Below are 26569 nucleotides of genomic sequence, written 5' to 3'. Positions count from 1 at the left end.
GCCTGCGTTATGCAGGCTTTTTTAATGCGGGTTACCAGACAGGCATTTCATCCTGAAGGAACGGATTATGCAACCGTTCATAGCCCAGCGTTGACATCGGACCGTGTCCAGGAATAAACGTCACATCATCACCCAGCGGCAACAACGTCTGTTTAATTGACTGAATCAACTGCCCGTGATCGCCACGCGGGAAATCGCTGCGTCCTACGCCGCCTTTGAAAATCACATCGCCGGAAATCAGCAGACGGGACTGGCCATCAAAGAAGACGATATGGCCTGGCGTATGCCCAGGACAATGCAACACCTGTAAAGTCACATTCCCTACGGTTACGCTATCTCCTTCGTTCAACCAGCGATCGGGCGTCAACGGCAGACACTCATCAAGGCCAAACATGCGGCTTTGGGCGGGTAACCCCTGCAGCCAGAACTCATCTTCTTTTTCCGGGCCAATCACCGGCACACCGTAGTGTTCAGCCAGCTCCGCCGCAGCACCCACATGATCAAGATGACCATGAGTCAGCAAAATTTGCATCAGCGTGACACCGCTGGCTGCGACCTCTTGCTTGATTTTCTCGGCGTCACCGCCGGGATCGACAAGCGCGGCCAGTTTGGTTTGCTCGCACCAGATTAATGAACAATTCTGGGAGAACGCGGTAACCGGAATAATACGATAGTTCATACTGCTCCTGTGTTTCGTTATTACCAGTGCCGAACCGGCCCGGTATCAATATGCACAAAGTTGCTACGTGGGTAATATCCTACACCACCTGCGCGCATAGATAACGCAGCTTTGCGAATATTGGCTAACGAAACGCCTTCAATATGGAAATCCATTGCCTGCCCTTTCGTGTGATAGCTTTTTTTGGCTACCCCACGGCTGTGGGCGCGCAGTTCATTATTGGTATCAAGGGAGCGATAGCCAGAAATGAGCTGCACCGGCTTGCGGGTTCCCAGCAGACTCTGAAGGCGGAATAATTGATCAAATAATCCTGGGTCGATGGCTTTTATTTTATTCGCGCGGAAATCACGGAAAAAATGGTTGAGTCTTGCTAATTCATCCTGAATATAGCCTCTGCCATCAAAAAACTCCGCTTTAAGCGTCTCACCCGTGTGGAGGTTGTTGAGCGTTAAAATGCGCGGACGAGGTGTCGAGAGGGTGGCAAATGCTGGCGTCGGCAGGATGGCCGCTGCGCCCAGCGCAACGCCACCTAACGCCAGCAGTTTGCGGCGATTAGCGTCAAATTTGTCCATGATAATCAGGTCTACAGGTCAAGGTTTATCGTATGTATGCTTAGCGCACGAAGGGCACCATAACTGGCAAAGCCAACGACGTCAAGGCACCCAACCCCAGTAAATACGGGGCTTACAGCCTTATCGCCCCGATTTCACCATAACTTACGACAATCTATTTTCCCGAACTACTTCATTTACCTGATTAATTGTTCAGCTTTTGGCAAAATTTGTGCGCCAGATCGCGCGGTGAGATCATAATTGTAAATATCTGTACGATACTGGGTGCGCCCGTCTTCGCCAACAAATGCCGTCAGATAGTAAAGGTTGACCGGAATATTGTGTCGAATGTTAACGTAACGCGTATCCCCTTGTTTCAGCGCATCGGAAATCCGCGTATCGTTCCAGCCTGCATCCTGCAATAGCATATTGGCCAGTTCAGAGGCTTTGTTCACGCGAACGCAGCCAGAACTAAGCGCGCGGGCATCTTTCTGGAACAGATTATGGTTCGGTGTATCGTGCAGGTAAATAGCGTCCGAACTTGGCATATTGAATTTATACCGTCCCAGCGAGTTATGTGCGCCAGGTGCCTGCTGAAAACGGAACGGCAGGTTCGAGGCGGTAATTGTTGACCAGTCAACCATATACGGATCGATAGCCTCTTTGCTGTTCCATCCTCGCATCACGGTATATCCATGGCGTTCAAGATAACCCGGATCGTTCCATACCTTCGGCAGGATATCTTTGCGCGCAAGCGTAGGCGGCACGTTCCACGGCGGATTCACCACAACGTTATTCAACGCGCTGCTCATCATCGGTGTTTTACGGTCAGGACGACCGACAATCACACGGGACGCCAGCACTTCACTACCGTCCTGGTAATAAACCAGGGAGTAGGCAGGAATGTTAACCATAATACCGGTCGACAACGTGCCCGGCAGCAAGCGCAAACGCTGGATGTTCAGGGCCAGCACACCTGCACGCTGCGCAGGAGAGACATTCAGCCACTCACGCGTTGACTGACCAATCACACCATCGGCTCCCAGCCCCTGCGCGGCCTGAAATTGCTTAACCGCCGCGACCAGCTCGCGATCGTAAGCCGCAGGTTTATCGCTCAACGCCACGGCTTTCTGCTCTTTCACCGGTGCAGACGGGCTGACAACCACACTTTGCGGATCATCACCCGGAAGCGCGATTTTTGGTCCATTTTCCAGAATGCCGGAACGTTTAAGGATCTCACGCAGGGCTGGAACATCGCTGCTCCACTGGCCAGGGCGAAGCGTTGCAGTCGCCCGTAGTTGCGGCCAGGGTCGGGAATCTGCCACCAGCTCAAGTAAGGACTGGTGCATCGTGGCATATTGCGGGTGTGCAGGTGCTAGGCTTGCGATAAAGCGTGGCAGTTGGCCATTATCCAGCGACAGTTGCCACTGGTTAATCACCGACAGTGCAGGCGTTGCCAGCTTGTACGGCTTTTCGCTGTATAACCAGCGATTACCATTGACCGGAATACCCGCCACAAACTGAAGGTAGCCCATCAGCGCATCGGACAGCACCACATCACGCGCCTGCCCGGTCACGGCAGGATCGGTCAGCAACTGGACCCACGTTGTAAATTGCGGCTGAAAACCCGCAATGGCTACTTCCGCCAGTTGCTGCTGGAAAGCACGTACCGCGTCGCGATCTTCCCACATTGGTTTCATATCGCGCGCAGCATAAAGCAGCGTTAACTGGTTGATATAAGCAGGTGTATAGCCGGACGGCAACCCCGTCATCAGCTGCTGGCGAAGTGATTCGGTGTCGATACCTTCCGGTAACGGCTTAATGCCGGCCATAATGGCCGTCGCCGGAGATTGATCCAGCGGTTGCGACAGTGACGTAGGCTGTGCGCCCATCGTCGCGGAGCTGTCACTCGGCACAATTTCAGGCTCGTCGGCCTGAGCGGTAAACAGTGGAGCAAACATCACCGTCAGGCACAAACTCAGCGCTGACAGCTGACGACCACGATTTTTCATTAGCAACATCCCTTGCCCCCTGTTTTCTCACGACATTCCCAATACACTGGGGCTTATCTTCATTATAGGAAGGCAAAAACGCTGTTGCCTTACCTTATGTAAAGAAGTTTAAAGATAACGCAGCCGTAAGTACAACTTAAGAGAATAAAAAAAGCGGCGCATTTGCGCCGCTCTTTGTAACAAAACGCGTTATGACGCGTCAGCCGTACCCGGTAATGACTCCGGTGGCTGCGGTGCAAATCCGCGCAAACCGACAACGTGTACGTGCTCACTGTTCTGGAACACCTTACGCACCAGCTTGTAGGTCGTCCCTTTTTCCGGGCTGATATTTTCCGGTGCCGCAATGATGAGCTGCATATCAAGGCGATCGCAAAGCTCAAACAGCGTGGCGATGGAGCGCGCATCAAGACGTGCCGCTTCATCCAGGAACAGCAGACGGCATGGAGAGATATCTTTGCCGCGCAGACGACGCGCTTCATCTTCCCAGCTTTGCACAACCATCACCAGAATCGACATCCCCGTACCGATAGCTTCACCGGTAGAGAGCGCGCCGGATTCCGCACGCAGCCAGCCGTCTGAACCACGGTTAACCTCAACTTCCATCTCCAGGTAGTTACGGTAATCCAGCAGCTCTTCACCGATGGTTTGTGGCGTACGCTGCCCCATATCAATCTGTGGATTCAGGCGCTGATACAGTTTCGCCAGCGCCTCGGAGAAGGTCAGACGGTTGCTGTTGAACAGATCCTGATGCTGTTCGTGTTGTTCGGACAACACATCCAGCAGCGTGGCGTGAGCTTCACGCACATTCACGTTCAGACGCACGCTGTTAACCTGGCCGAACGACACGCTCTGCAGCCCCTGGTTCAGCTGGCGGATACGGTTCTGCTCGCGCTGAATGGTTTTGCGAATGATATTCGCCACGCTGCGGGAGCTGATCGCCAGCTTCTGCTCGCGGGAGGTTAGCTCTTCCGTCAGGCGGCCCAGCTCGATTTCCATCTGTTCGATGGCTTCAACCGGATCGTCGGTGCGGATGATGTCCTGACGAATACGCTCGCGCAGGTGCTGATAAACCGCCACGAAGAACTGAATTTTACGTTCCGGACGTTTCGGATCCTCTGACATGCGCAGCACATCGCGCAGATGCTCGTTATCCGCCACCGCCAGACGCAGCGCACCCAGCGCCTTATCCGACATGGAGCGCAGCTCATCGGCAGAGAGGTACGCCAGCTCGCGACGGTGCAGACGACGTTCAACACCGTTGTCTTTCACCATGCGCATCACCGCACACCAGCCCGCCTTCGCGGTCACGACCTGCTCGCGCATTTCGTGGTAATCGCGTTCCAGCTTGCGCAGCCGACGGGTCAGGTTGTCCATCTCCGCTTCGCAGAAGGTCAATGCTTTTTCCAGCTGATTACGGCGCGCACGGTTGTTGCTAAGCTGCGCATGTAGCTCATCGCGACGAATACGCGCCCTCTCTTCTGCACCACTGTCGGCACGCACGCCGATGTCCTGCAGCTCTTTATGCAGATCGTTTAACAGCTCTTTCTTGGTGTCGAAGGAGCTTTTCAGCGAGGCCATGACCTGGCTGTACTGGCTCAGTTGCGCAGCATGAGTACGCATCGCGTCACGAGCGCGGGTACGCTCCGCTTCGGCCTGCTCAAGGCGCTGACGCAGTTTTTCATTCAGGTCACTGTTGCCGCTCAGCATTTCCGCCGAGTCGGAGTAGCCAAAGTGGGCGCGACGTTGCACCACTTCCGTCAGGGCAAACGCCTGTTGACGCGCTTCGCGCTGGACCTGCTGAGACCAGGCATAATCTTCTTTTAACTGCTCGAACTGCTCCGGGTCGCTCTGCAGAACGGAAACCATTGGCTCCAGCTTTGCCAGTTGATTACCGTACTGCTGAACGAAACGCGCGGCTTCCTGGGCTTCATCCAGCCGTTCCTGGATTTCATCCACGCGGTCTGCCAGCGTGTCATCGGCCAGCAGATTCAGACGAGGCAGGATGCGGTTCAGCGCGGCAACGCCCTCTTTCGCCTGTTCGAACTGGACACGGCTCTGCTGGTTATCATTTTCATGATTAGCAATCGCCCGCTCCAGCTCACCACGACGGGTGTTGAGCTTGCGAATTTCGGCTTCCGGGTCCGCTTCAAAGGCCACGCCCAGATGGCTGCCGATAAAGCGGCTGAAGGCCTGGTGCAGACGCTGAGTTTTCTGAACGTCGAACGACAGAGTCGCAAAACGTTCGGAAAGGGTTTCACGCTCCGCGTGCAGGCTTTCGATACGGCTTTCACGCGCGGCGCGACCAAACAGCGGCAGTTCCGGGAAGCGTGAATAACGCCACTGACGGTCAGCGATTTTTACAACTACCGCTTTTTCCAGTTCATCGACGCTGAACACGCTGTCATCAAACGACTGCGGATCGCCCTCGATCAAATAGAGATCTTCCGGGCAATCTTCCAGGCCTGCGAGTTGCTCAGAAATCAGCGACAGATCGGGCACTACAATCGCGTTACGCGACGGGCCGTACAGCGCGGAGAAGTACGGTGCGTCATCAAGACCCACATCGTCATAAATTTCAGACAGCAGCACGCCGCCAAAACGCTCCGCCAGAGTGTTCAGGCGCGGATCTTCTGCCCCGCCCGGCTGGCTTAAGCGTTCAATTTCTTCGTCGACGTCACGTTTACGCGCGCCGACTTCATCACGCTCAACAATCGCTTCGCGTTCACGCTCCAGCAGTTGTTGCAGGTATTCAGTCACTTCCTGGCTGGATTCAAACTCTTCGCCACACTGCTCGCTGAGCTGGTTCAGGCTGCTTTGCGCCGCAAGCCAGACCGGTGCACGCTGCAACAGCGCCTGCGAGCGGGACTGGAGCTGTTCCATCTCCTGGCGCAGCGTCATGCGCTGTTCGCTGGCGCTGGATACGGTATCGGACAGGGCCGCAATACGCGCCTCAAGCTCCTGATGCAGGGCTTCCAGATCCTCGATATCGTAATTTTTACCCTGACGCTTGCAGAACTCCGTCAGCAGACGCTCGGCTTCCTGCTGCTCGCGCAGGCGCTGCTCCAGCTCGTTCAGACGCATACGCAGCGGTTGCACCTGCCCGGCCAGATGGCGCTGATTCACGCTATCGCGCAGCAATTCACGCGCAACGTCCCACGCTTCATTACGCGCAAGCGGGCCATTGATCGCCACCACGAGTTGATAAGCCTGTTCAAACTGGCTGTGTGCCGTTTGCGCCACGCTCATTTTCTGCTCGAGAGAGAGCAGTTTCTCCGTGGCTTCCTGCTCTTTGGCCTGGAAGGTTTCCAGCCATTCATCGGCGCTGTCCGGCGTTAAATCCGGCAAATGGCACAGCTCTTTTGCGCGCTGCAGCGCCTGAAGTGCCTGAGTGTACTGAATGGCACGCGTCTGCTGCACGTCCAGCGCCTGCTGATAGTCGGCAAGCTGGCTTTTCAGCTCATCCACTTCCAGCTCGGCAGCTTCGGCGCGCGCTTCGTTCTCTTCCTGCAGGTCGGCAGCTTCAGCCACCACTTCATTTTGCTCTTCGAGACGAATTTGCAGTTCATCGAGATCCGCTTCATAGCGCTCGATTTTTTCCTGCTGGCGCAGTGCGGTCTGCACCAGGTTCAGGTGATCGCTGGCCGCCTGATAATCCGCTTCCAGATCGCCCTCGGCACCGTTGTGCTCGCCCAGTTCGCGCGCCATTTCAACGTGCTTATACTGCTCGGCCACCAGCTGTTTACGGGAGGTGAACAGTTCACGGCGGTACTCTAACGCCTGATCGAGATGAATGCGGCGCTCGTTGGCGTGACGCATATAGTCCGCAGCCACATAGTTTGTGGCTTCGCTGATCAGGTGTTTAAACAGGTCGCGATCGGACTGAGTCACGCGGATCGCTTCCAGCGTCATGCGGTTTTCACGCAGCGCGGCTTCCATATCCTGGAAGGCCTTACGCACGCCGCTGTTTTCCGGCAGCAGGTAGTCACGCAGAGAGCGGGTAATGGCGCTGGAGATACCGCCGTACAGTGACGCTTCGATCAGACGGTAGTATTTGCTACGGTCTGAGGCGGTGCGCAGGCGACGCGCGACAACGCCCAGATCAAACATCAGGGAGTGGTAATCGGTAATAGAGTTGAACTGCTTGAACTGCACGCCTTCGATCGTTTCGAGCTTGTCTTTCAGCTCCTGCAGGGTCAGCACGCGCGCCTGGCGTTCGTTCAGGGTTTCCGTCAGCAGCGCCGTGGGCTGCATCGATGTTGGCAGCCCCTGGATGGCGAACGGTTTAATATCAACTTTACGGTCGCGCCCGGCAACCTGCTGCAGACGCACACCCACCACGACACGCTGGTGACGAGAGTTGATCACATCCAGCACCGAATAACAGACGCCCGCTTTCAGCTTACCGTGCAGGCCTTTATCACGGGAGCCGCTTGTCGCCCCCGCTTCGGTGGTGTTACGGAAGTGCAGCAGCGTCAAATCGGGGATCAGCGCCGTAACGAAAGCGGCCATGGTGGTGGATTTACCCGCCCCGTTACCGCCGGAGAGCGTGGTCACCAGCTCATCCAGATCGAAGGTTCGGGCAAAGAAACCGTTCCAGTTAATCAGCGTTAGTGAGCGAAATTTACCGCGTTCAATCATTACTCTTCCTCCCCGCTATCCGGCTGATTCTCTTCGTGCTCATCATTGAGCTGCAAATGGTTTTCCACCGGCATCGCTTCACCGTCGCGGATCATACGCAGCTGCGCCTCACGCGCATCGTCACCCGCACGCACATCGGCACCAAAGCGGAAGACGGACTCCGTAATGCGGAATTTGCTGCTGTCATGGCCCATAAACCAGACCATCCCCAGACGGCGCAGACGGTTCAGGGAAGAGCGTACTTTTTCCTGCAATTTCTGACGATCGAGATCCGAACCCGTTGAACGGTTATTCACCAGCTTCAGCAGCTTGCTTTCATCCGCCAGCGCGAGCAGCTCATCGTAAAGCTCCTGCTGAGTGAAGATACCTTCGTTCGCCAGACGTTCCGGGCTGAGATAGAGATAGCAGAGAATTTTACCTACCATCATGTCCAGCTCGGAAAGCACGGAACGCGGAATAAGCGTCGTGGAGCGCGGACACAGGTAGAAAAAGCCTTCCGGCGCACGGATAAGCTCAACGTTATAACGCGCGTAAAACTCCTCCAGATATTCCTGGAAGTCCATCAAAAAGGCGTGATTATCCAGCTCGTCAAGGCCAATGTGACGACCTGCACGCAGCTGGCTGTCCAGCGCCGGAAACAACGGATTTGCCAGCGCCTGTGCCAGTTTCACTGGCATCACTTGTTCAATATTTGTCAATGACATGCGCCTGTACCTTGGCTCCGTAATCGTTAATCGGCTGCCACTTCGGCGGCAGTCCGGTGAAATCTGCTTGTGCAACACCCAGGCGCACAGCCTGGTCTACAACAATGCGGGCGATATCAAAATGGCGCGCACGTGGATATTGCGCCAGATAGTCGCGCACCACGAGCCCAAGATCCAGCGGCACTTGTCTGGTTTTGTAGACAGCAAGCTGTTCTTCGATCATCGCCGCAAGTTGTTCGCGAATTTCGTTAAATTCTTCGTATTCCAGATCCGGTGGCAATTCACCGGTCACCTCTTCGTCGCGCAGCGCCATCTCTTCGTCACGCATATCCAGCAGACGATCGGCGTTAGCGTAGGTCAGCGCCCATGGCGCATCGAAATAAGTCTGTACCGACTGACGCAGACGCTGAGCAAAGACGCGGTTTTTATCCATATCGATGGCGGTACGGATAAATTTATGCACGTGACGGTCATAGCCAATCCAGAGGTCGATCGACTGCTGGCCCCAGCTAATAATGCGATCAAGTTTGCTCTGCAGGTCGAAGACCAGACGATCGATAAAATGCAGATCGTCATGCGCCAGCGTCGCATCCTGAATACGCAGCAGGTTGGCCTGCAGTTTGTCACCCGCCGCCTCCAGCGTATCCTGCAGCTCACGCAGCGTACCGGAAGTTTCAGACAGTAAAAGTTCACAGCTTGAGATGGCCGCGCGCCAGTCTTTGTTCAGCAACTGGGCGATATCATCTTTTACCTGCTGCTGTTGTTCGTCCATCAGACGCTGAGTCAGATCGATGCTGTCGAATATCTCCGCAACCGAGTATTTCAGCGGGGCGTAGACGTTGCGGTGCCAGTGGAATTCATCACCGTTTTCATCCGCCGCGTCGGCAGCGCGTTTCAGCTCGCCCGCCACAATGGAGAGCTGCATGGAAAGGCGCAGCGTGGAGAACTCACGCTGACGGATGTAGTAATCAGTTATGCCGATGCCCAGTGGCGTCAGACGATAGATGGCGTTTCCTTCCGCCTGCTCGCTGGTAAAGCGGTTCAGCAGACGTTGACGTACCATATCGTTGATAGCGTTGTTAGCACGCACGCTAATGGTTTCGCTGGTTTGCTCAAACGCATCACTGACATGGCGGAACGCATCCACCAGTTCACCCTCGCTCATTTCACCATCCAGCCGTTCGCCGTTCAGCGTGGCAACCGCCAGCAGGAAAGAGAGTCTGTCTACCGGCAGCGAGATGGCGAAATCATTTTTCCTGGCCCAGGCAACCAGTTCTGGGACTGTCTGGGAAAATTCACTCATAGGTTATCCTTGCATCTGCGGTTTGCGGGCAGTGACATGTATATAACGGCCAAGGCTGATAAACGGCTCCTGGCGGCAATACCGCGTTTCTAATTCTGCTAAGGTATCAAAACAGTCACGCTGTTTGTGTTTTTCACGCAGATAATCATGAAACACCCTGACGCCCGTCTTTCCGGTGATCTCCCAGCCAATCTCTTCCAGCCAGCTATAGACCTGCTGTGGATCGCGTGGGTAGTCCGGCGAAAGCGTGCGCTTTTTCTTTTTCGGCATCCCGACCTGAACGTAGTCGAAGTTACCTGCAACCATGTTGTGCATCAGGAAGCCGTTTGCATTGTAGAACATCAACGACAGCGTGCCGCCGGGGCGCAGCATTGACCAGAGGGTTTGCAAGACCTTTTGCGGATCGGCAACCCACTCCAGCACAGCATGAAACAATATCAGATCAACTTCGGTTTCCAAATGCTGAGCAATGTCCTGAGCGGCGCTGTGTATAAAATGCATGTTGTCGCTCACACCTTTCTCTTCTGCTGCTCGGGTCGCACGCGCAACCATCTCAGCAGAAAGATCGCAAAGCGTGACGTGATGACCGCGCTGCGCCATTTTTATGGCCGTTTGCCCTTCACCGCCGCCAGCGTCCAGCACACGCAACGTCTGGCTACCGTAAGCGGCAAGGATGTTGTCCAGATCCTGCCAGAGGATCGTCTGACGCAACTGCCCTTTGGTGGTGCCATAAATGTTGCGCGAAAACTTTTCCGCGATGTCATCAAAATTGCGATCCCGCATTGGGAGAGTTCCACTCGCTAACTGCAAAACCGCTATTTTGTCACACCCGAGCGGAGAATGAACCTCTCTGGTGTAATATCACAGACAATCGCCTGCTATATGGTTAAAAAAGGAACCAAAAAGGATGCTTTTTACCCTGAAGAAATACATCGGAGGCATGATGCTTCCTCTTCCGCTGCTGCTTCTGCTCATTGCGCTGGGGCTGGCGCTGGTGTGGTTTAGCCGCTTTCAGAAAAGTGGTAAATCGATCATTACTCTGGGCTGGCTGGCACTGCTGTTATTGAGCCTGCAACCGGTGGCCGATGGACTATTGCGCCCCATAGAAGATAAATATGCAACCTGGCAAGGCACGCAAAAAGTTGAGTACATCGTGGTGCTGGGAGGCGGCTATACCTGGGATGCAAACTGGGCTCCCAGTTCTAACCTGATTAACAATAGCCTGCCGCGTCTGAACGAAGGCATTCGTCTGTGGCTGGCGAATCCGGGATCAAAGCTGATCTTCACCGGTGCGGCGGCGAAAACAAATCCGGTCAGTACGGCAGAAGCCGGAGCAAGAGTGGCTGAATCACTGGGTGTGCCGCGCTCCGCAATCATCACGCTGGATAGCCCAAAAGATACGGAAGAAGAAGCCGCAGCGGTTAAAGACGCGATTGGCGATGTCCCGTTTTTACTGGTGACGTCTGCTTCGCACCTGCCAAGAGCCATGATTTTCTTCGAGAAACAAGGACTACACCCCTTGCCCGCCCCTGCCAATCAGATGGCCATAAACGCGCCGCTCAACCCGTGGGAACGGGCGATTCCGTCCCCAATGTGGTTGATGCACAGCGATCGGGTAGGCTATGAGACGCTTGGTCGCGTCTGGCAGTGGCTGAAAGGCTCGTCAGGCGAGCCAGGGCAGCAGTGATTTTGTCGCAAGATCGAAGTTGGCGCGGTTGAACCTGCCAGTATTCACCAGTTGCGCCACTTCATCCCAGAGCAGATAGAGCCAGCGCCGCCAGAGAAATGCCTCTGCGACAGGGGCTCGCTGCAGATAATGCCACAGCAAACCTTCTGCGGAGCCGCTATCGCTCAGCCGGAACAGCTCATATTCGCGGGGGGCCCAGAGCATGATGCCCGGTCCGACCATCGCCAGTAACTGATCGCTGCGAGGATCTTTCAACATACTGCGCAGCGTGAAATTGCCATGCACCAGGACGCAGTTATCGTTGAATCCCTCAAACAACGCAGGCAGACACTCGCGTGTGCGGAAAAGGATGCGTTTGTCCTGCATGGTTAAGCCGGTATTATTGAACTGATTAAGCGTCCCCCATAGCACCTCAACACGCTGGCGATACCACAGAGGCCACAGATTTTCCTGGGTGCTGTCTACAGGGCCGACAAGCCCGCGGCTATCCTGCCGGTGCCAGGCCAGCAGCGCTTCAACAATCTGATCTTTTAGTTGTTCCCAGCGTTCCGGCGTGCGAGCCGGAGCTTCAACAGAGACGCCGCGTAAACGCTCAATAAGCAGTACATCCGGGCCGGGGTGTTCCTCATGCGTCATCATGCCGTAAACCGTTGGCATGCGGACCGTCCCTTCCCGTGCCAGCATCGACATTTTCCAGGCGAGCTGTCTTGCGACCCCCGGTGAGGTAAAACTTCTTGCCATCAGTGGCATCGGGTTTCCCTGGCTGTCGTACAACGACCAGAGAGCGGTATCTGCTTTTTCATTCACGCACTCGACCCGGCTTAACTTTTCGCCAAGCAGGTGGCTGAGTTCGGCACGCAGTTGTTCCATATGAGATTACCCCCATTAAGACTACTGCTTTTATAATGAGCGCGCGGGGAGCAGAAGTCACCCGTGAGAGATCAATTATGGAAAAGAAAAGAAAAAAATAACCAGGCGGGAGAACATCCCCCCGAACGAGGGGATGGCGGTAAAATTAACGCATTTCGGCACGCACGCGCTCAAGGTCTTCAGGCGTATCAACGCCCGTACCCGGCACTTCCTTTGCCACTGCAACGTGGATCTTTTCGCCGTACCACAGCACGCGAAGCTGCTCAAGCATTTCAATATGTTCCAGCGGGCTGGGTGCCCAGCTGACATAGCGGCGGATAAAGCCTGCACGGTAACCGTAGATGCCAATATGACGCAGGAAGGTGTCGCCTATCGTCTCTTTTGAAACGGCAAAGCGATCGCGATCCCATGGAATGGTCGCACGCGAGAAATAGAGCGCATAGCCTTCAGCATCCATCACCACCTTCACCGCATTCGGGTTAAACACCTCTTCGGCATGGTGAATCGGCACAGCGAGCGTTGCCATACCGACCTGACGCTGAGCCAGGTTTTCCGCCACCTGGCGAATAATGACTGCCGGGATCATCGGCTCGTCGCCCTGCACGTTAACAATGACCGTATCGTCGCTGAAACCACATTTTTCGACAACTTCAGCCAGACGTTCAGTACCAGACTGGTGATCGGCGCGGGTCATGCACACTTCTCCACCCGCTGCTTCAACAGCACGTGCAACATCCGCATGGTCAGTGGCGACAATAATGCGATCGGCACCTGATTCACGCGCACGTTCGAGAACATGCACAATCATCGGTTTGCCATTGATATCAACCAGCGGTTTACCAGGCAGACGCGTTGACGCATAACGCGCCGGGATAATGACGACAAAACTCATGGTTTGCTCTCTTCTGCGACCAGGGAACGGGCTTCATTTTCCAGCAGGACAGGAATACCGTCACGCAGAGGGAAAGCCAGGTTGTCCAGTTTGCATATCAGCTCTTGTTTATCCTGGCTGTAATACAGCTTGCCGTTGCACACCGGGCAGGCAATGATTTCAAGTAAACGGTGATCCATAGTTCCTCCGTATGGGTAATTGCTACAGCTTAACACATTCCCTCTTCAGGCTAAGCCTGTTTCCCAGCCACGTTGACAGGATATAAACAACCCGTCAGGCAGACGCCCCAGCGTGACTTCCCTGGCTCCCTGCCAGACAGCAAACTCATTAATGGCAGACGTTAATCCTCTTTCCAACGCGGCCGTGACGTTCACGCCCTCTTCCAGATAGAGCGCAATGATCTCCAGGATGCCGGTTTTACGGTGCATCTTGGCATCCATACGGCCGACCAGTTGCCCTTTGTGCAACAGAGGCAAAACGAAGTAGCCATACTGACGTTTTGGTGCCGGGGTATAACATTCCAGCCGATAGCTAAAATCAAACAGCTGCATGGCACGTTTTCTGTCCCACACTACCGGATCAAACGGTGACAACACCGCGCTGTGGGTGGCCTGAAGTTTGCCTTCCAGGGCCTGCGGCAATAGCGGGAGTAAATCTGCATGCAGCCACATCTCCCCCAGCGTCTCCACTGAGACCGGAATTACGCGCTGTGTCTGTTGCCAGTGCTCCAGCAACGGTTTCAGCGCGGGCTGGCGGAGACGGTAGTAGTCCGCCAGCCATTGCGGACGAAAAATACCCAGACTACGGGCACTGTTCTCCAGCATAATGGCTTCAGCGGTATCCTGGGTGAGCAGATCGCGCGCGTCATCCCAGTGCGGCATCACGCGATGCGTCAGGTCGTAAACACGCTGAAAATTACGGCGCTCCACCACCATCACTTTGCCTGATGTAAAAAGCCCTTCAAGGTGGCGCTTATGCGGCTTCCACTCCCACCAGCCGCTCGCGCCTTTTCGCGGATGTTCAAAATCAGCGGAGCGTACCGGACCGTTCTCCTGAATATGGGCAATAAGCTGCTCAATTTCAGCCGCGTGCTCCTGCATCCACTCCTGCCGGTATTTCCAGCCCATCTTGTCGGGGGAGAGCATGCGGTGGCGAACCAGTGCGAAATCGCTGCGAGGGAGGAAACAGGCTTCATGCGCCCAGTATTCCATTAGTTCACCCTGACTGAGCGCCATATCCAGCCATTGAGGCTGATAATGTCCCAGACGGCTGAACAGCACCAGATACGGGCTACGCGCCACGATGTTAATGGTGTCGATCTGCAGCAGCGACATGCGCTGCACGGTGGAAAGGATGTCTGCGGGGCGGGCGCGACGACGGGGCTTTTTAAGCAGCCCCTGCGCAGCCAGGTGTAAATGACGTGCGGCTGAAAGTGTGAGTTGCGGTAAAGACATGCTTTTTCCTGTCAGTTAACGCGCTACCGGAAACAGGATTGCTATTAATGTGTTAGCGCAATCAGCTCCCTGAGCAATTGTTCCGGCTGCTCGCCGCTGAGTTCAGCGTCAACCGGCAGATACCACCAGTTTTCTTTCGCGAAGGCACGGCATTTCACCGCATCTTTTTCTGTCATAATGAGCGTCTGTCCAGGCGCAGTCAGCGCTTCAACCTGCTCCGGAACCAAAGCCTGGTGATCGGCCAGTGGCACGCATTTTTCAAGCCGGGCACCACACTGTTCAAGCGTCGTAAAGAAGCGTGGCGGATGACCAATACCCGCCATCGCAACCAGAGAGGAGAGTTGCGCGACATCCTGACGTTCACCGGTCAAAAGATTCACCGCCAGACCAGGGTGAAGGTGCATCGGGATTTCCCCCGCTCTGGCTTCGCCACCGTTTACGATGACCGCATCAACAGACTTCAAACGGGATGCGCGTTCACGCATCGGCCCCGCGGGTAACCACCAGCCGTTGCCAAAACGGCGCACACCGTCGATGACCACAATCTCTTTGTCTCGCGCCAGAGCATAATGCTGCAGGCCATCATCGGTAATGATGATTTGAACCGCATGCTCAGCGAGAAGTGCCTTCACAGCGTCACTGCGCACAGGAGACACCGCAACCGGCGCGCCCGTGCGCTGGTAGATCAGTACAGGCTCGTCGCCAGCTTCAGCCGTTGTGGTTTGAGCGCTTAACAGCAGAGGATATTGCGCCGCTTTGCCCCCGTAGCCACGTGAGACCACCCCAGGCCGGAGACCCCGTTTCTGAAGTTGCTCTACCAGCCAGATAACCACTGGCGTTTTACCGTTTCCACCCGCAGTCAGATTACCGACCACCACCACCGGAACCGGTGCGCGCCAGGCGCGTTTCAGCCCCAGACGGTAAAGCAAGCGGATCACACCACTCACCAGGCCATAAAGCCAGGAGAGCGGCAGAAGCAGCAGCCACAGCGGTGATTCACCTGACCAGATGCGTGCTATCATTCGCCAAACTGCATCTTGTGAAGCTGCGCGTAAACGCCGCGATGAGCCAGCAGATCCGCATGGCTACCACGTTCAACGATAATCCCATCTTCAACGACGACGATTTCATCAGCTTGCTCAATCGTCGACAGACGATGCGCAATCACCAGCGAAGTACGGTTCTTTTGCAGTTCATCCAGAGCCGACTGAATAGCGCGTTCAGACTCCGTATCCAGTGCAGACGTCGCTTCATCCAGGATCAGAATTGGGCTGTCTCGCAACAGCGCACGCGCAATCGCGATACGCTGACGCTGGCCGCCGGAAAGCAGAACGCCGTTTTCACCGATAATCGTATCCAGACCGTTATCCATCTTGTTGATAAAGTCCATCGCATAGGCCATACGAGCAGCATTTTCAATTTGCTCGCGGCTGTACTCTTCGGTACGCGCATACGCGATATTGTTTGCGACCGTATCGTTAAAGAGATGTACGTTCTGCGATACCAGCGCAACCTGGTTACGCAGCGATTGCAGGGTATACTCACGCAGATCATGACCATCCAGCAGGATCTCGCCGTCGTCGATGTCATAGAAACGCGTTATCAGGCTGGCAATCGTCGATTTACCAGAACCCGAGCGGCCCACCAGCGCAACCGTTTTACCTGCCGGGATATTCAGGCTGATATTACGCAGCGCAGGGGCTTCGCGGCCAGGGTAGGTAAAGGTCACGTTACGGAACTCAACGTCTCCGTTTGCACGTTCAATCACGCGCTTACCTTCATCTTTTTCCTGCTCGGAATCCAGAATGCTGAACAGCGTCTGGCATGCTGCCATCCCGCGCTGGAACTGCGCGTTGACGTTGGTCAGAGATTTCAGCGGGCGCATCAGTGCAATCATGGACGAGAAGACCACCGTTATAGTCCCCGCGGTCAGGGTCTCCATGACGCTCGGGAAACTTGCCGCATACAGCACAAATGCCAGTGCCAGAGAGGCAATCAGCTGGATGATCGGATCGGAGATAGAAGAGGCTGACACCATTTTCATCCCCTGCAGACGCATCTTGTTGCTGACCTTATCAAAGCGTTTGGTTTCGACATCCTGACCACCGAAAATCAACACTTCTTTATGCCCCTTCAACATCTGTTCAGCGCTGGTCGTCACCTGCCCCATCGTATTCTGCATGTTTTTACTGATATTGCGAAAACGCTTAGACACGACGCGGATCGCGATAGAGACAATCGGTGCCAGAACAATGAGGATAATCGACAGCTGCCAGCTGTAATAGAACATCATCACAAACAGGCCGATGATCGAAGCACCTTCACGCACAACGGTGATCAGCGCGCTGGAGGATGAGGAGGCTACCTGCTCTGAATCGTAGGTAATACGCGACAGCAACGTACCGGTAGACTGTTTATCGAAGAAAGCGACAGGCATACCCATCATATGGCTGAACAGCCGACGGCGCATGGTCATAACCACTTTTCCCGATACCCAGGAGATGCAGTAGCTGGAAATATAGCTGGTGATACCGCGTAAGATCATCAGTCCGATAACCACCAGAGGCATCCATAGCAACACTGAGCGATCCGTTTTACCAAAACCGTCATCCAGTAACGGTTTGAGGAGCGATAACATAAAAGTATCGCTGGCTGCGTTGAGGATTAACGCTACGCCCGCCACGATCAAGCCTGCTTTAAAAGGTGCAATCATCGGCCAGAGACGGCGGAACGTTTGCCACGTGGAGAGATCTTTGTCGTTATGCATTCAAAAAACCAGCATTTGTTGAAATAGCCGCATATTCTACCCGTTATCGACGGGCGCGCCAAACCACTGATGATACCAACGTGGCAAATAGTGATCGCGTAAGCGACGGATTTGCCTGTCATGTTGCGAAAACGTCACAGAAATTTGCCCGGAGTGAGGCGTATCAAGCCAGATATAGCCCTCTTTTCTGTAACGCCTGACCACTTTAACAGACGGAAATCGCCATGCGTTATAGCGGGCCGCTGAGGTCAGCGCTATCTTCCCTTCGGCACGCTGCACCAGCGGCAGTGATGAAGAGGTATTGCTGCCATGATGCGGTACCTGAATGAGTGTAGACGCAAGATAGCGCCAGTGGTGGCTCAGCATCATCTGTTCAGCCCGCGCTTCAATGTCTCCCGTCAGCAGTACACTCTGTTCACCATCATCAACTTTTACCACGCAGGAGCGGTTATTGCCTTTGGCATGATACTCCTCTGGCGGCCAGTGCACGGTGAATTTTAAACCCTGCCACTGCCATTGCTGCCCACGAAAACACGGAAGATGCCCGGCCCAGCGTAGCGGACTTTTTATCCACATATCAGGCCATGCTTTTTGTAGTGATGGCAGGCCACCTGCATGGTCAAGATGCTCGTGACTCAGAATCACGCCTTCCGGCTTAAGATGGTGCCAGCGTAGCCAGGGAATAATCAGTTGCTGTCCACTGTCGCCCCCCGGCCACGCCAGCCCGGTGTCGTATAAAATGGCTTTCCCGTGGCGTTCAACCACCATTGCCAGCCCCTGCCCCACATCAAGCATATGCAGCGTCCAGCTGTCCGTTTTAACCGTTCGCCAGAAAGGAAACGACAGCATAATACTTCCTGCCAGACAAACCGCAGGTACGGCTTTCAGGGCGCGGAAACGCCAGCCAGCTATAGCAAACCACGGCAATAACGTCAGGTATTGCCAGCGTTCATCAACATCCTGCCAGCCATCCGGCAGTCGCATCAGCAGCCAGAACAGCCCCGCAAGAGATTTATCTGACGCAAACCAGACGGCGTTCTCAAGAGAAACCAACGGGAGCAGATGCAGCAGCATACCGAACAGGATCAGCGGAACCGAGATAAACGTCACCAGCGGAACGGCAAAAAGGTTAGCAACCAGTGAAGATATGCTGAAGCCATGGAAAATCAGCACCTGTAAAGGCAGAAGCAGCAGCAACATACCCAACTGCAGATAGATTAAATTTACCAAAGGGCGTATCCGGCTAGCCCAGCGCCAGTGCGGGAGAGGCAACCACTGATACCAGAAAATTAATGCCGCCACGGCAAAAGCCGACAAAATAAGGCTTTGTGATAGCACAGACATGGGATCGAAAATCAGGATCGTCGCCACACAGCATAACCAGACCTGCCAGGGTGACCACAGGCGGCCGCTCATCCGTAAAGCTGCCAGCACCGCAAGAGAAATAACAGTACGCAGTGCCGGTGGCTGTAAACCAGTTAGCCACGCGTAAAAGGCGGCAAACAGCAGGCCAGCTAGTAGCGGTATCTGCCATATCATCCAGCGACAGGGCAAGAATAGCTGGATGCCCCGAGCCAGAAACCAAAAAACAGAGGCTGCCAGCGCAATGTGCAAACCTGAAATTGCCATCAGATGCAGGGTCCCCGTCTCACGCATCAAATTTTTTATTTCGCGCGACACATTCAGACGCTCCCCCATTCCCAGCCCCAGGATCACTGTCCCCCACTGAAATGGGGAAAGAGAACGTTGCAATGATGTCAGGTACTGTGAACGCAGGCTGCAGCGAGCATCAATACTCTCTGCGTGAGTGAAGCGTCCGCTCAACGTTTGATGTCGGGCAAAGGCACTCTGCTGCGAATCATAGCCTCCCTCGTTGAGTTCACCATGTACCGCTCTGAGGCGCAGCGACATGGCCCAGCGCTGACCCGCGCACACCTTTTCAGGTAAGTAATTACCATACAGCGTTACACCCGTTGCGGCCCCCCAACGTTTTCCGTTTAGGCTGACAATGTTTGCCTGATGCACCGTCGCACCGTCGGTTGCGGTAATCACCACCTCTGCCTGCTGTGGCCCTGTCGTTAAGTGCTGCATGGGCCAGATATTTTCCTGCGCGTTCAGAATGCCCCAGGCAAAAAATAACAACCCGGTTCCCATGTAACGCAGCCACGCCCGCTGCTGAAAAGCCAACACAATCCCGACGGCAATGCTCCCCCAGACAGTATGAAGGTCCGGCAGAACGGGTAACCAATACAGTGGGATAATTGCCAGAATGGCACACAGACTGATAGCGGATATCCCCATTTTCACCTCCCTGTTTCAGAGAAGTATGCGGGTTTAATGGGGCATCGTCAGACGGATAAAGTGAGTGTTGCGGCGGTCGCTGTAACGTTTTTGGTTGGTTACAGAAAACCAAACAGGAATTGCGGCACATCTTCAGAAATGAAGGAAGGAAAACAAAAAAAGCACCCGAAGGTGCTTTCTTTAAAACCCAGTTTAACCCTGACGGCTAAACTCAGTTGCCATAAATATTGGCGCGATCGCGCAGTTCTTTACCCGGTTTAAAGTGAGGAACGTATTTACCTTCCAGTTCAACTTTATCGCCAGTCTTCGGGTTACGCCCGGTGCGTGGAGCACGATAGTGCAGAGAGAAACTACCGAAACCGCGGATTTCAATGCGCTCGCCCTGGGCAAGAGTGGTGGCCATATGCTCCAGCATCTCTTTAACAGCATCTTCCACAGCCTTTGCCGGGATGTGCGGTTGCTGACTGGCAAGTCTTTCAATCAATTCTGACTTGGTCATGATTCCTCCGGTTCCTTCAAACCATTTAGCTGAACAGCTCATTAAACAAGGGCGGCCGTAGCCGCCCTTTGTTATTGATTACAGGACGAATCCTGCAATCTGTCAAGTCTGCTCCTCATCCTTCGCGCTGTAAATGCGTTACAGATCAAATGATGCTGAGAACCTGATATTACTCGCCTTTAGCTGCTTTGAATGCTTCAGCCATTGCGTTGTTAGAGAAGTTTGCATCTTCCTGTTTGTTAACAGTTGCGATTGCATCTTTCTCATCAGCTTCGTCTTTAGCACGAACAGACAGGCTGATAGCACGGTTCTTACGGTCAACACCGGTGAACTTAGCTTCAACGTCGTCGCCAACACTCAGAACCAGAGTTGCATCTTCAACGCGGTCACGTGAAGCCTCGGAAGCGCGCAGGTAACCTTCAACGCCGTCAGCCAGTTCTACGGTTGCGCCTTTAGCGTCAACTGCAGTCACTTTACCGTTTACGATTGCGCCTTTCTTGTTCAGTGCAACCCAGTTGTTGAACGGATCTTCTGCGAGCTGTTTAACGCCCAGGGAGATACGCTCACGCTCTGCGTCAACCTGCAGAACAACTGCAGCGATTTCGTCGCCTTTTTTGTATTCACGAACTGCTTCTTCGCCTGCAACGTTCCAGGAGATGTCAGACAGGTGAACCAGGCCATCGATGCCGCCGTCCAGGCCGATGAAGATACCGAAGTCAGTGATAGACTTGATTTTACCTTCAACACGGTCGCCCTTGTTGTGGGTTTCCGCGAACTGCTGCCATGGGTTGTTTTTGCACTGTTTCAGGCCCAGGGAGATACGACGACGTTCTTCGTCGATATCCAGAACCATCACTTCCACTACATCACCAACGTTAACAACTTTGGATGGGTGGATGTTTTTGTTGGTCCAGTCCATTTCGGAAACGTGCACCAGACCTTCAACGCCTTCTTCGATTTCAACGAAGCAGCCGTAGTCAGTCAGGTTAGTAACGCGACCAGTCAGTTTAGTACCTTCTGGGTAACGCTTAGCGATAGCTACCCATGGATCTTCGCCCAGCTGTTTCAGGCCGAGGGATACACGAGTACGCTCGCGGTCGAACTTCAGCACTTTAACAGTGATTTCGTCGCCCACGTTCACGATTTCGCTTGGGTGCTTAACGCGTTTCCACGCCATGTCGGTGATGTGCAGCAGGCCATCAACGCCGCCCAGATCAACGAATGCGCCGTAGTCAGTGAGGTTCTTAACGATACCTTTGACTTCCATGCCTTCCTGCAGGTTTTCCAGCAGCTGATCGCGTTCTGCGCTGTTTTCGGATTCGATAACGGCACGACGGGAAACAACAACGTTGTTACGCTTCTGGTCCAGCTTGATTACTTTGAACTCAAGCTCTTTGCCTTCAAGGTGCAGGGTGTCACGGACTGGACGCACGTCTACCAGTGAACCTGGCAGGAACGCACGAATACCATTCAGCTCAACAGTGAAGCCACCTTTAACTTTGCCGTTGATAACACCGACCACAGTTTCAGCTTCTTCGTAAGCCTTCTCCAGCGTGATCCATGCTTCGTGACGTTTAGCTTTCTCACGAGACAGCAGGGTTTCGCCGAAGCCGTCTTCTACTGCGTCCAGAGCAACGTCAACTTCGTCACCGACCTGGATTTCCAGCTCGCCCTGGGCGTTTTTGAACTGCTCTGCCGGAATGGCGGACTCAGATTTCAGACCGGCGTCAACCAGCACTACGTCTTTGTCGATAGCAACAACAACACCACGAACGATGGAACCCGGACGGGTTTCGATTTCTTTTAAGGATTCTTCAAACAGTTGAGCAAAAGATTCAGTCATGTTTAATCTTCAGGTTAATATTAACGTCCACCTGGCTCCGTGCCGGATGGGGTTGTTTCACATACCCGCCGTCAATCCATTGCAGCGGGGGTACTGCTAAATCGGTCGCGATTACGCGAGTGCCAGTTTTTGGCGCGCATATTGTAGCGCTTTTTCAATCACTTGCTCAATAGTTAAACTGGTTGAATCCAGAACTAATGCATCTTCTGCAGGAACAAGTGGGGCGACGGCGCGGTTACGGTCGCGGTCATCGCGCTCTTTTATCTCGGATAAAAGGCGATCAAAGTTAACACTAAACCCCTTTTCCTGCAACTGAAGCATGCGACGTTGAGCACGTTCTTCCGAGGAGGCGTCAAGGAAAATTTTCACTGGCGCATCAGGAAATACAACAGTTCCCATGTCACGGCCGTCGGCAATAAGCCCTGGGGCCTCACGGAAACCACGCTGACGACGTAAAAGCGCCTCGCGAACGCGCGGGAATGCCGCCACTTGTGAGGCCGCGTTAGCGACTTCCTGAGTACGAATTTCGCCACTGACGTCTTCGCCTTCCAGGATCACTTCAAGATTGCCATCAGTGGAGACGAAACGCACATCCAGGTGTGCAGCCAGCGGAACCAGCGCCTCTTCAGATGCGACATCCACATGGTGATGCAGCGCAGCCAGAGCCAGCACACGATAGATTGCTCCCGAATCTAAAAGATGCCATTGCAATGCTTCCGCCATCGCTTTACACAGAGTACCTTTCCCTGCGCCACTTGGCCCATCAATGGTGATTACCGGGGCAACTGCCGTCATCTTTTTCTCCTTAATAAAGGCATACCGTTAACATGAACGCCGCGCATTATACGCGTCAACGTGCGCAACTGTTACCCTTGCGTGCAAATTACGGAATGATTGAAGCAGAGTGTAGAAGAAATGGGCGGAAGTGTTCGTCAGGAAGCGTAAGGAAATGCCGCACCGGATGATGCGGCAGAGAACGATCAAGCCAGCGTGCTAATGCGCGCCAGCTGTTCGAAGTAGTCCGGGAAGGTTTTCGCCGTACACTTCGGATCGAGAATAGTGACCGGCGTGTCGGACAGCGCCACCAGCGAGAAGCACATCGCCATACGGTGATCGTTGTAGGTGCCAATTTCCGCAAACTGCAGTTTCGCCGGAGGCGTGACGCGAATGTAGTCTTCGCCCTCTTCCACTTCGGCACCCACTTTACGCAGCTCGGTGGCCATCGCGAACAGGCGGTCCGTCTCTTTTACGCGCCAGTTATAGATGTTACGCAGCGTGGTGGTGCCTTTGGCAAACAGCGCCGCCGTGGCAATGGTCATTGCCGCATCCGGGATATGGTTCATGTCCATATCGATGGCGTTCAGCTCGCCACGGGTACAAGAGATGAAGTCATCGCCCCAGGTGACAATGGCACCCATTTTTTCCAGCACGTCAGCAAAGCGGATATCGCCCTGCACGCTGTTGCGGCCAATGCCGGTCACTTTTACCGTACCGCCTTTAATCGCGCCAGCGGCAAGGAAATAGGACGCGGATGAAGCATCGCCTTCAACGAGGTAGTGGCCCGGAGACTGGTACTGCTGCGCACCGCGAACCACAAAATGCTGATAAGCCTGGTTTTCAACCTCAACGCCGAAAGTTTTCATCAGGTGCAGCGTGATATCAATGTACGGTTTAGAGACCAGGTCACCTTTGATAGTGATAACTGTATCCTGCGGAGCCAGCGGTGCCGTCATCAGCAATGCCGTCAGGAACTGACTGGAGACACTGCCGTCAACCTCAACCGTACCGCCAGTAAAACCACCGCGCAGGCGCAGCGGCGGATAATTTTCCTGCTCCAGGTAATCGATCTGAGCCCCCCCCTGACGCAGAGCATCCACCAGATGGCCGATCGGACGCTCTTTCATACGCGGTTCACCGGTCAGCACAATGTTATTGCTGCCGAGGCACAGCGCGGCGGCTAACGGACGCATCACCGTCCCTGCATTGCCCAGGAACAGCTCCAGCGCTTCACCGGAACGTAACGCACCGCCGTTGCCGGTCACCTCACAACGGGTACGATCGTCAGAGAGTGTGTAATGTACGCCCAACGCTTTCAGTGCATTGAGCATATGGCGCACGTCATCGCTGTCCAGCAGGTTTGTGAGGACGGTGGTGCCGTTTGCCAGAGCTGCCAGCAGCAGAGCGCGGTTCGAGACACTTTTTGAACCAGGCAGATTAATGGTGCCATCTACCCGCGCGATAGGTTGTAACGTCAGGGATTCCATGAAACTTAACTCTCAACTCAACATAATAAAAACCCCGCAGCAATGCTACGGGGGTGAAAAACAGCGCAATTAACCGTGACGACGTTCGAAGTCGATCATGAAATCGGTCAGTGCCTTAACACCTTCCAGCGGCATGGCGTTATAAATAGAGGCGCGCATCCCGCCCACTACACGGTGGCCTTTCAGCGCGTGCAGCCCCGCAGCGAAGGACTCTTCCAGGAATACTTTATCCAGGTTGCTATCAGCCAGCTGGAACGGCACGTTCATGCGGGAACGGTTAGCTTTCGCCACATCGTTACGGTAGAAGTCGCTTTTATCAATCACGCCGTACAGCAGTTCCGCTTTTTGCTGATTGATGGTGTTCATCTGCGCCACGCCGCCCTTTTGCTTCAGCCATTTGAAGACCAGACCGGAGAGATACCAGGCGAACGTTGGCGGCGTGTTGAACATCGAGTCGTTATCGTTCAGCACGGTGTAATCAAGAATCGACGGGCAGGATTTATGCGCTTTACCAAGCAGGTCTTCACGCACGATGACCAGGGTCAAACCAGCGGGACCGATGTTTTTCTGCGCACCGGCATAAATCACACCGTAACGGCTGACATCCAGAGGCGAGGAAAGAATGGTAGAAGAGAGATCCGCGGTCACGACCACGTTCTCACCAAAGTTTGGCTCTTCGTGAATGGCGATGCCGTCGATCGTTTCGTTCGGGCAATAGTGCAGATAAGCGGCATCAGAGGAAAGCTGCCACTCGCTCATTGGCTTAACGGCGCGCAGACCGTCAACGGTCACTTTGGCATCAATAACGTTTGGTGTGCAGTATTTGTGCGCCTCTTTTACCGCACTGGCTGCCCAGTAGCCTGCATCAACGTAATCGGCGGTGGTTTTGTCGCCCAGCAGATTGAGCGGGATACCCGCAAACTGACCGCGTCCACCACCGTGGCAGAACAATACTTTGTAGTTGGAGGGAATGTTCAGCAGATCGCGAAAATCCTTTTCTGCCTCTTCTGCCACCTGAATAAACTCTTTACCACGGTGGCTGATTTCCATCACCGACGTACCCAGACCGTTCCAGTCACACAGTTCCTGTTGAGCCTGTTTAAGTACATCCGCCGGTAACATTGCCGGACCTGAACTGAAATTAAAGACTTGAGCCATTTCCCCTCACCACGCTAAAAGCAATAAGTTATAACTGTGGATATCGGTTTTATCATTCAGTGACACGCGCCGCAATGTCTAAAACTTATGACGGGTGAAATGTGTCCTTCGTCACACAATACATTCTGCCGCTCCGCTGTCACAAAACCGACAAAATGGCTGTCAGGTAACACGTATAGCCCGGCTAACCTTCGTCCATTCTGGATTCGTACAGCGAGGGCATAATTGATGTTCACCCGCCCGCATGGCAACCACATGACTACATTTGATACAGGCATACTCTTCGGTTTCGGGTACGGTCGTAAACCGTTCCACCAGCATATCCGGCAGGATGCACAACCCAGGCTTCACCTCATCGTCGGGATAGTAATAGACGCTGATTTGCCCGTTCGTTTCCATAATGGCCAGACGCACCTGCCCCAGTTGTTCAACGCTGTTGAGACGCAGCTCCATAAAGAACTCGAACTCCGTCATATTGGCACTTTGCACTTTCTCCCAGGCCAGTTGCCCGTCTTCCACAATCACCACCGGTTTCCCTTCAAGCAGATCTTCCAGCTTTTCGCTTTTCGACATCAGCCACATCACCAGCCGGTACAACAACGCGAGGGAAACAAAGACAATAAAGACCGGCACCATCGGCACATCGTCATAGAACGCCACATCCCCTGCCGCTGAACCCAGCGTCAGAATGATAAGCACTTCAAAGAGGGACATCTGCCGAACGCCACGGCGTCCGGTGATTTTGAGAAACAGAAACACCAGCACGAAGGTATAAAGGCTACGCAGCGCCACCTCACCTAAAAACTCAAGAGGAACTTTGTCAAACGCCATCCGCTGGAGATCGAATGCTTTCATTTTTCTACGCCTTAACAGTGGGTTACTGTCTTTAAGCATAGTCCAGCCATTTATTTTCGCCGGAGATAGCACCCGTCACGCAAAACCCGTAT

21 protein-coding genes are annotated in these 26569 nt (G+C 54.2%); 1 reads left to right on the top strand and 20 read right to left on the bottom strand.

The window, feature by feature from the left end:
- Window positions 1-31: 31 nt before the first annotated feature.
- The 7 genes from EoCCA6_RS19800 to cmoM form a co-directional block, all read right to left on the bottom strand.
- Window positions 32-679 (bottom strand): MBL fold metallo-hydrolase, encoded by a 648-nt coding sequence (locus EoCCA6_RS19800; protein ID WP_152084104.1) that lies wholly within the window; start codon window positions 677-679, stop codon window positions 32-34.
- Window positions 680-699: 20 nt separating this feature from the next.
- Window positions 700-1251, bottom strand: coding sequence for a peptidoglycan L,D-endopeptidase MepK (mepK, locus tag EoCCA6_RS19795; RefSeq protein ID WP_167515554.1), 552 nt, complete (start codon window positions 1249-1251; stop codon window positions 700-702).
- A 176-nt stretch (window positions 1252-1427) separates the two neighbouring features.
- Window positions 1428-3251: a L,D-transpeptidase gene (gene ldtD, locus EoCCA6_RS19790; RefSeq protein ID WP_152084102.1), complete on the bottom strand. Its 1824-nt coding sequence runs from the start codon at window positions 3249-3251 to the stop codon at window positions 1428-1430.
- A gap of 180 nt (window positions 3252-3431) precedes the next feature.
- A complete protein-coding gene (mukB, locus tag EoCCA6_RS19785; protein ID WP_152084101.1) occupies window positions 3432-7880 on the bottom strand; it encodes a chromosome partition protein MukB in 4449 nt (1482 codons plus the stop codon).
- Complete coding sequence (gene mukE, locus EoCCA6_RS19780) at window positions 7880-8584, bottom strand: chromosome partition protein MukE (protein WP_152084100.1); 705 nt, start codon at window positions 8582-8584, stop codon at window positions 7880-7882. Before mukE ends, mukB begins: the two co-directional genes overlap by 1 nt.
- Window positions 8565-9887, bottom strand: a complete 1323-nt coding sequence (gene mukF / locus EoCCA6_RS19775; RefSeq protein WP_152084099.1) for a chromosome partition protein MukF — start codon at window positions 9885-9887, stop codon at window positions 8565-8567. The genes mukE and mukF overlap by 20 nt, the downstream gene beginning before the upstream one ends.
- A gap of 3 nt (window positions 9888-9890) precedes the next feature.
- Window positions 9891-10670 (bottom strand): tRNA uridine 5-oxyacetic acid(34) methyltransferase CmoM, encoded by a 780-nt coding sequence (cmoM, locus tag EoCCA6_RS19770; RefSeq protein ID WP_152084098.1) that lies wholly within the window; start codon window positions 10668-10670, stop codon window positions 9891-9893.
- Between the two features lie 124 nt (window positions 10671-10794).
- Between cmoM and elyC the strand changes: the two genes are divergently transcribed.
- Entirely contained in the window at window positions 10795-11574 is a 780-nt protein-coding gene (gene elyC, locus EoCCA6_RS19765; protein ID WP_152084097.1) for an envelope biogenesis factor ElyC, read from the top strand.
- Here the strand turns inward: elyC and EoCCA6_RS19760 are convergent.
- The 13 genes from EoCCA6_RS19760 to EoCCA6_RS19700 form a co-directional block, all read right to left on the bottom strand.
- Window positions 11551-12444, bottom strand: a complete 894-nt coding sequence (locus EoCCA6_RS19760) for a YcbJ family phosphotransferase (RefSeq protein WP_152084096.1) — start codon at window positions 12442-12444, stop codon at window positions 11551-11553. The genes elyC and EoCCA6_RS19760 overlap by 24 nt on opposite strands.
- 145 nt (window positions 12445-12589) lie before the next feature.
- Entirely contained in the window at window positions 12590-13336 is a 747-nt protein-coding gene (kdsB, locus tag EoCCA6_RS19755) for a 3-deoxy-manno-octulosonate cytidylyltransferase (RefSeq protein WP_152084095.1), read from the bottom strand.
- Entirely contained in the window at window positions 13333-13515 is a 183-nt protein-coding gene (ycaR, locus tag EoCCA6_RS19750) for a protein YcaR (protein ID WP_152084094.1), read from the bottom strand. Before ycaR ends, kdsB begins: the two co-directional genes overlap by 4 nt.
- A 45-nt stretch (window positions 13516-13560) precedes the next feature.
- Window positions 13561-14790, bottom strand: coding sequence for a winged helix-turn-helix domain-containing protein (locus EoCCA6_RS19745; RefSeq protein ID WP_152084093.1), 1230 nt, complete (start codon window positions 14788-14790; stop codon window positions 13561-13563).
- Window positions 14791-14834: 44 nt separating this feature from the next.
- Window positions 14835-15812 (bottom strand): tetraacyldisaccharide 4'-kinase, encoded by a 978-nt coding sequence (lpxK, locus tag EoCCA6_RS19740; protein ID WP_152084092.1) that lies wholly within the window; start codon window positions 15810-15812, stop codon window positions 14835-14837.
- Window positions 15809-17557: a lipid A ABC transporter ATP-binding protein/permease MsbA gene (msbA, locus tag EoCCA6_RS19735; protein WP_152084091.1), complete on the bottom strand. Its 1749-nt coding sequence runs from the start codon at window positions 17555-17557 to the stop codon at window positions 15809-15811. The genes lpxK and msbA overlap by 4 nt, the downstream gene beginning before the upstream one ends.
- Before the next feature lie 36 nt (window positions 17558-17593).
- On the bottom strand, window positions 17594-19858 hold the full coding sequence (locus EoCCA6_RS19730; protein WP_152084090.1) for a ComEC family protein: 2265 nt from the start codon (window positions 19856-19858) through the stop codon (window positions 17594-17596).
- A 211-nt stretch (window positions 19859-20069) separates the two neighbouring features.
- On the bottom strand, window positions 20070-20357 hold the full coding sequence (gene ihfB, locus EoCCA6_RS19725; protein ID WP_003858233.1) for an integration host factor subunit beta: 288 nt from the start codon (window positions 20355-20357) through the stop codon (window positions 20070-20072).
- A 169-nt stretch (window positions 20358-20526) separates the two neighbouring features.
- Window positions 20527-22200, bottom strand: a complete 1674-nt coding sequence (gene rpsA, locus EoCCA6_RS19720; RefSeq protein WP_003858235.1) for a 30S ribosomal protein S1 — start codon at window positions 22198-22200, stop codon at window positions 20527-20529.
- A gap of 111 nt (window positions 22201-22311) precedes the next feature.
- A complete protein-coding gene (cmk, locus tag EoCCA6_RS19715; RefSeq protein WP_152084089.1) occupies window positions 22312-22995 on the bottom strand; it encodes a (d)CMP kinase in 684 nt (227 codons plus the stop codon).
- A 185-nt stretch (window positions 22996-23180) separates the two neighbouring features.
- Window positions 23181-24464: a 3-phosphoshikimate 1-carboxyvinyltransferase gene (gene aroA, locus EoCCA6_RS19710; protein ID WP_152084088.1), complete on the bottom strand. Its 1284-nt coding sequence runs from the start codon at window positions 24462-24464 to the stop codon at window positions 23181-23183.
- Between the two features lie 69 nt (window positions 24465-24533).
- Window positions 24534-25622 (bottom strand): 3-phosphoserine/phosphohydroxythreonine transaminase, encoded by a 1089-nt coding sequence (gene serC, locus EoCCA6_RS19705; protein WP_063434136.1) that lies wholly within the window; start codon window positions 25620-25622, stop codon window positions 24534-24536.
- A gap of 162 nt (window positions 25623-25784) precedes the next feature.
- On the bottom strand, window positions 25785-26477 hold the full coding sequence (locus tag EoCCA6_RS19700) for a DUF421 domain-containing protein (protein WP_152084087.1): 693 nt from the start codon (window positions 26475-26477) through the stop codon (window positions 25785-25787).
- Window positions 26478-26569 lie beyond the last annotated feature (92 nt).

Origin of the sequence: Enterobacter oligotrophicus, from assembly GCF_009176645.1 — a bacterium.
In the GTDB taxonomy this organism is placed as follows: Bacteria; Pseudomonadota; Gammaproteobacteria; order Enterobacterales; family Enterobacteriaceae; genus Enterobacter; species Enterobacter oligotrophicus.
This window is presented reverse-complemented; position numbering and strand designations above follow the sequence as displayed.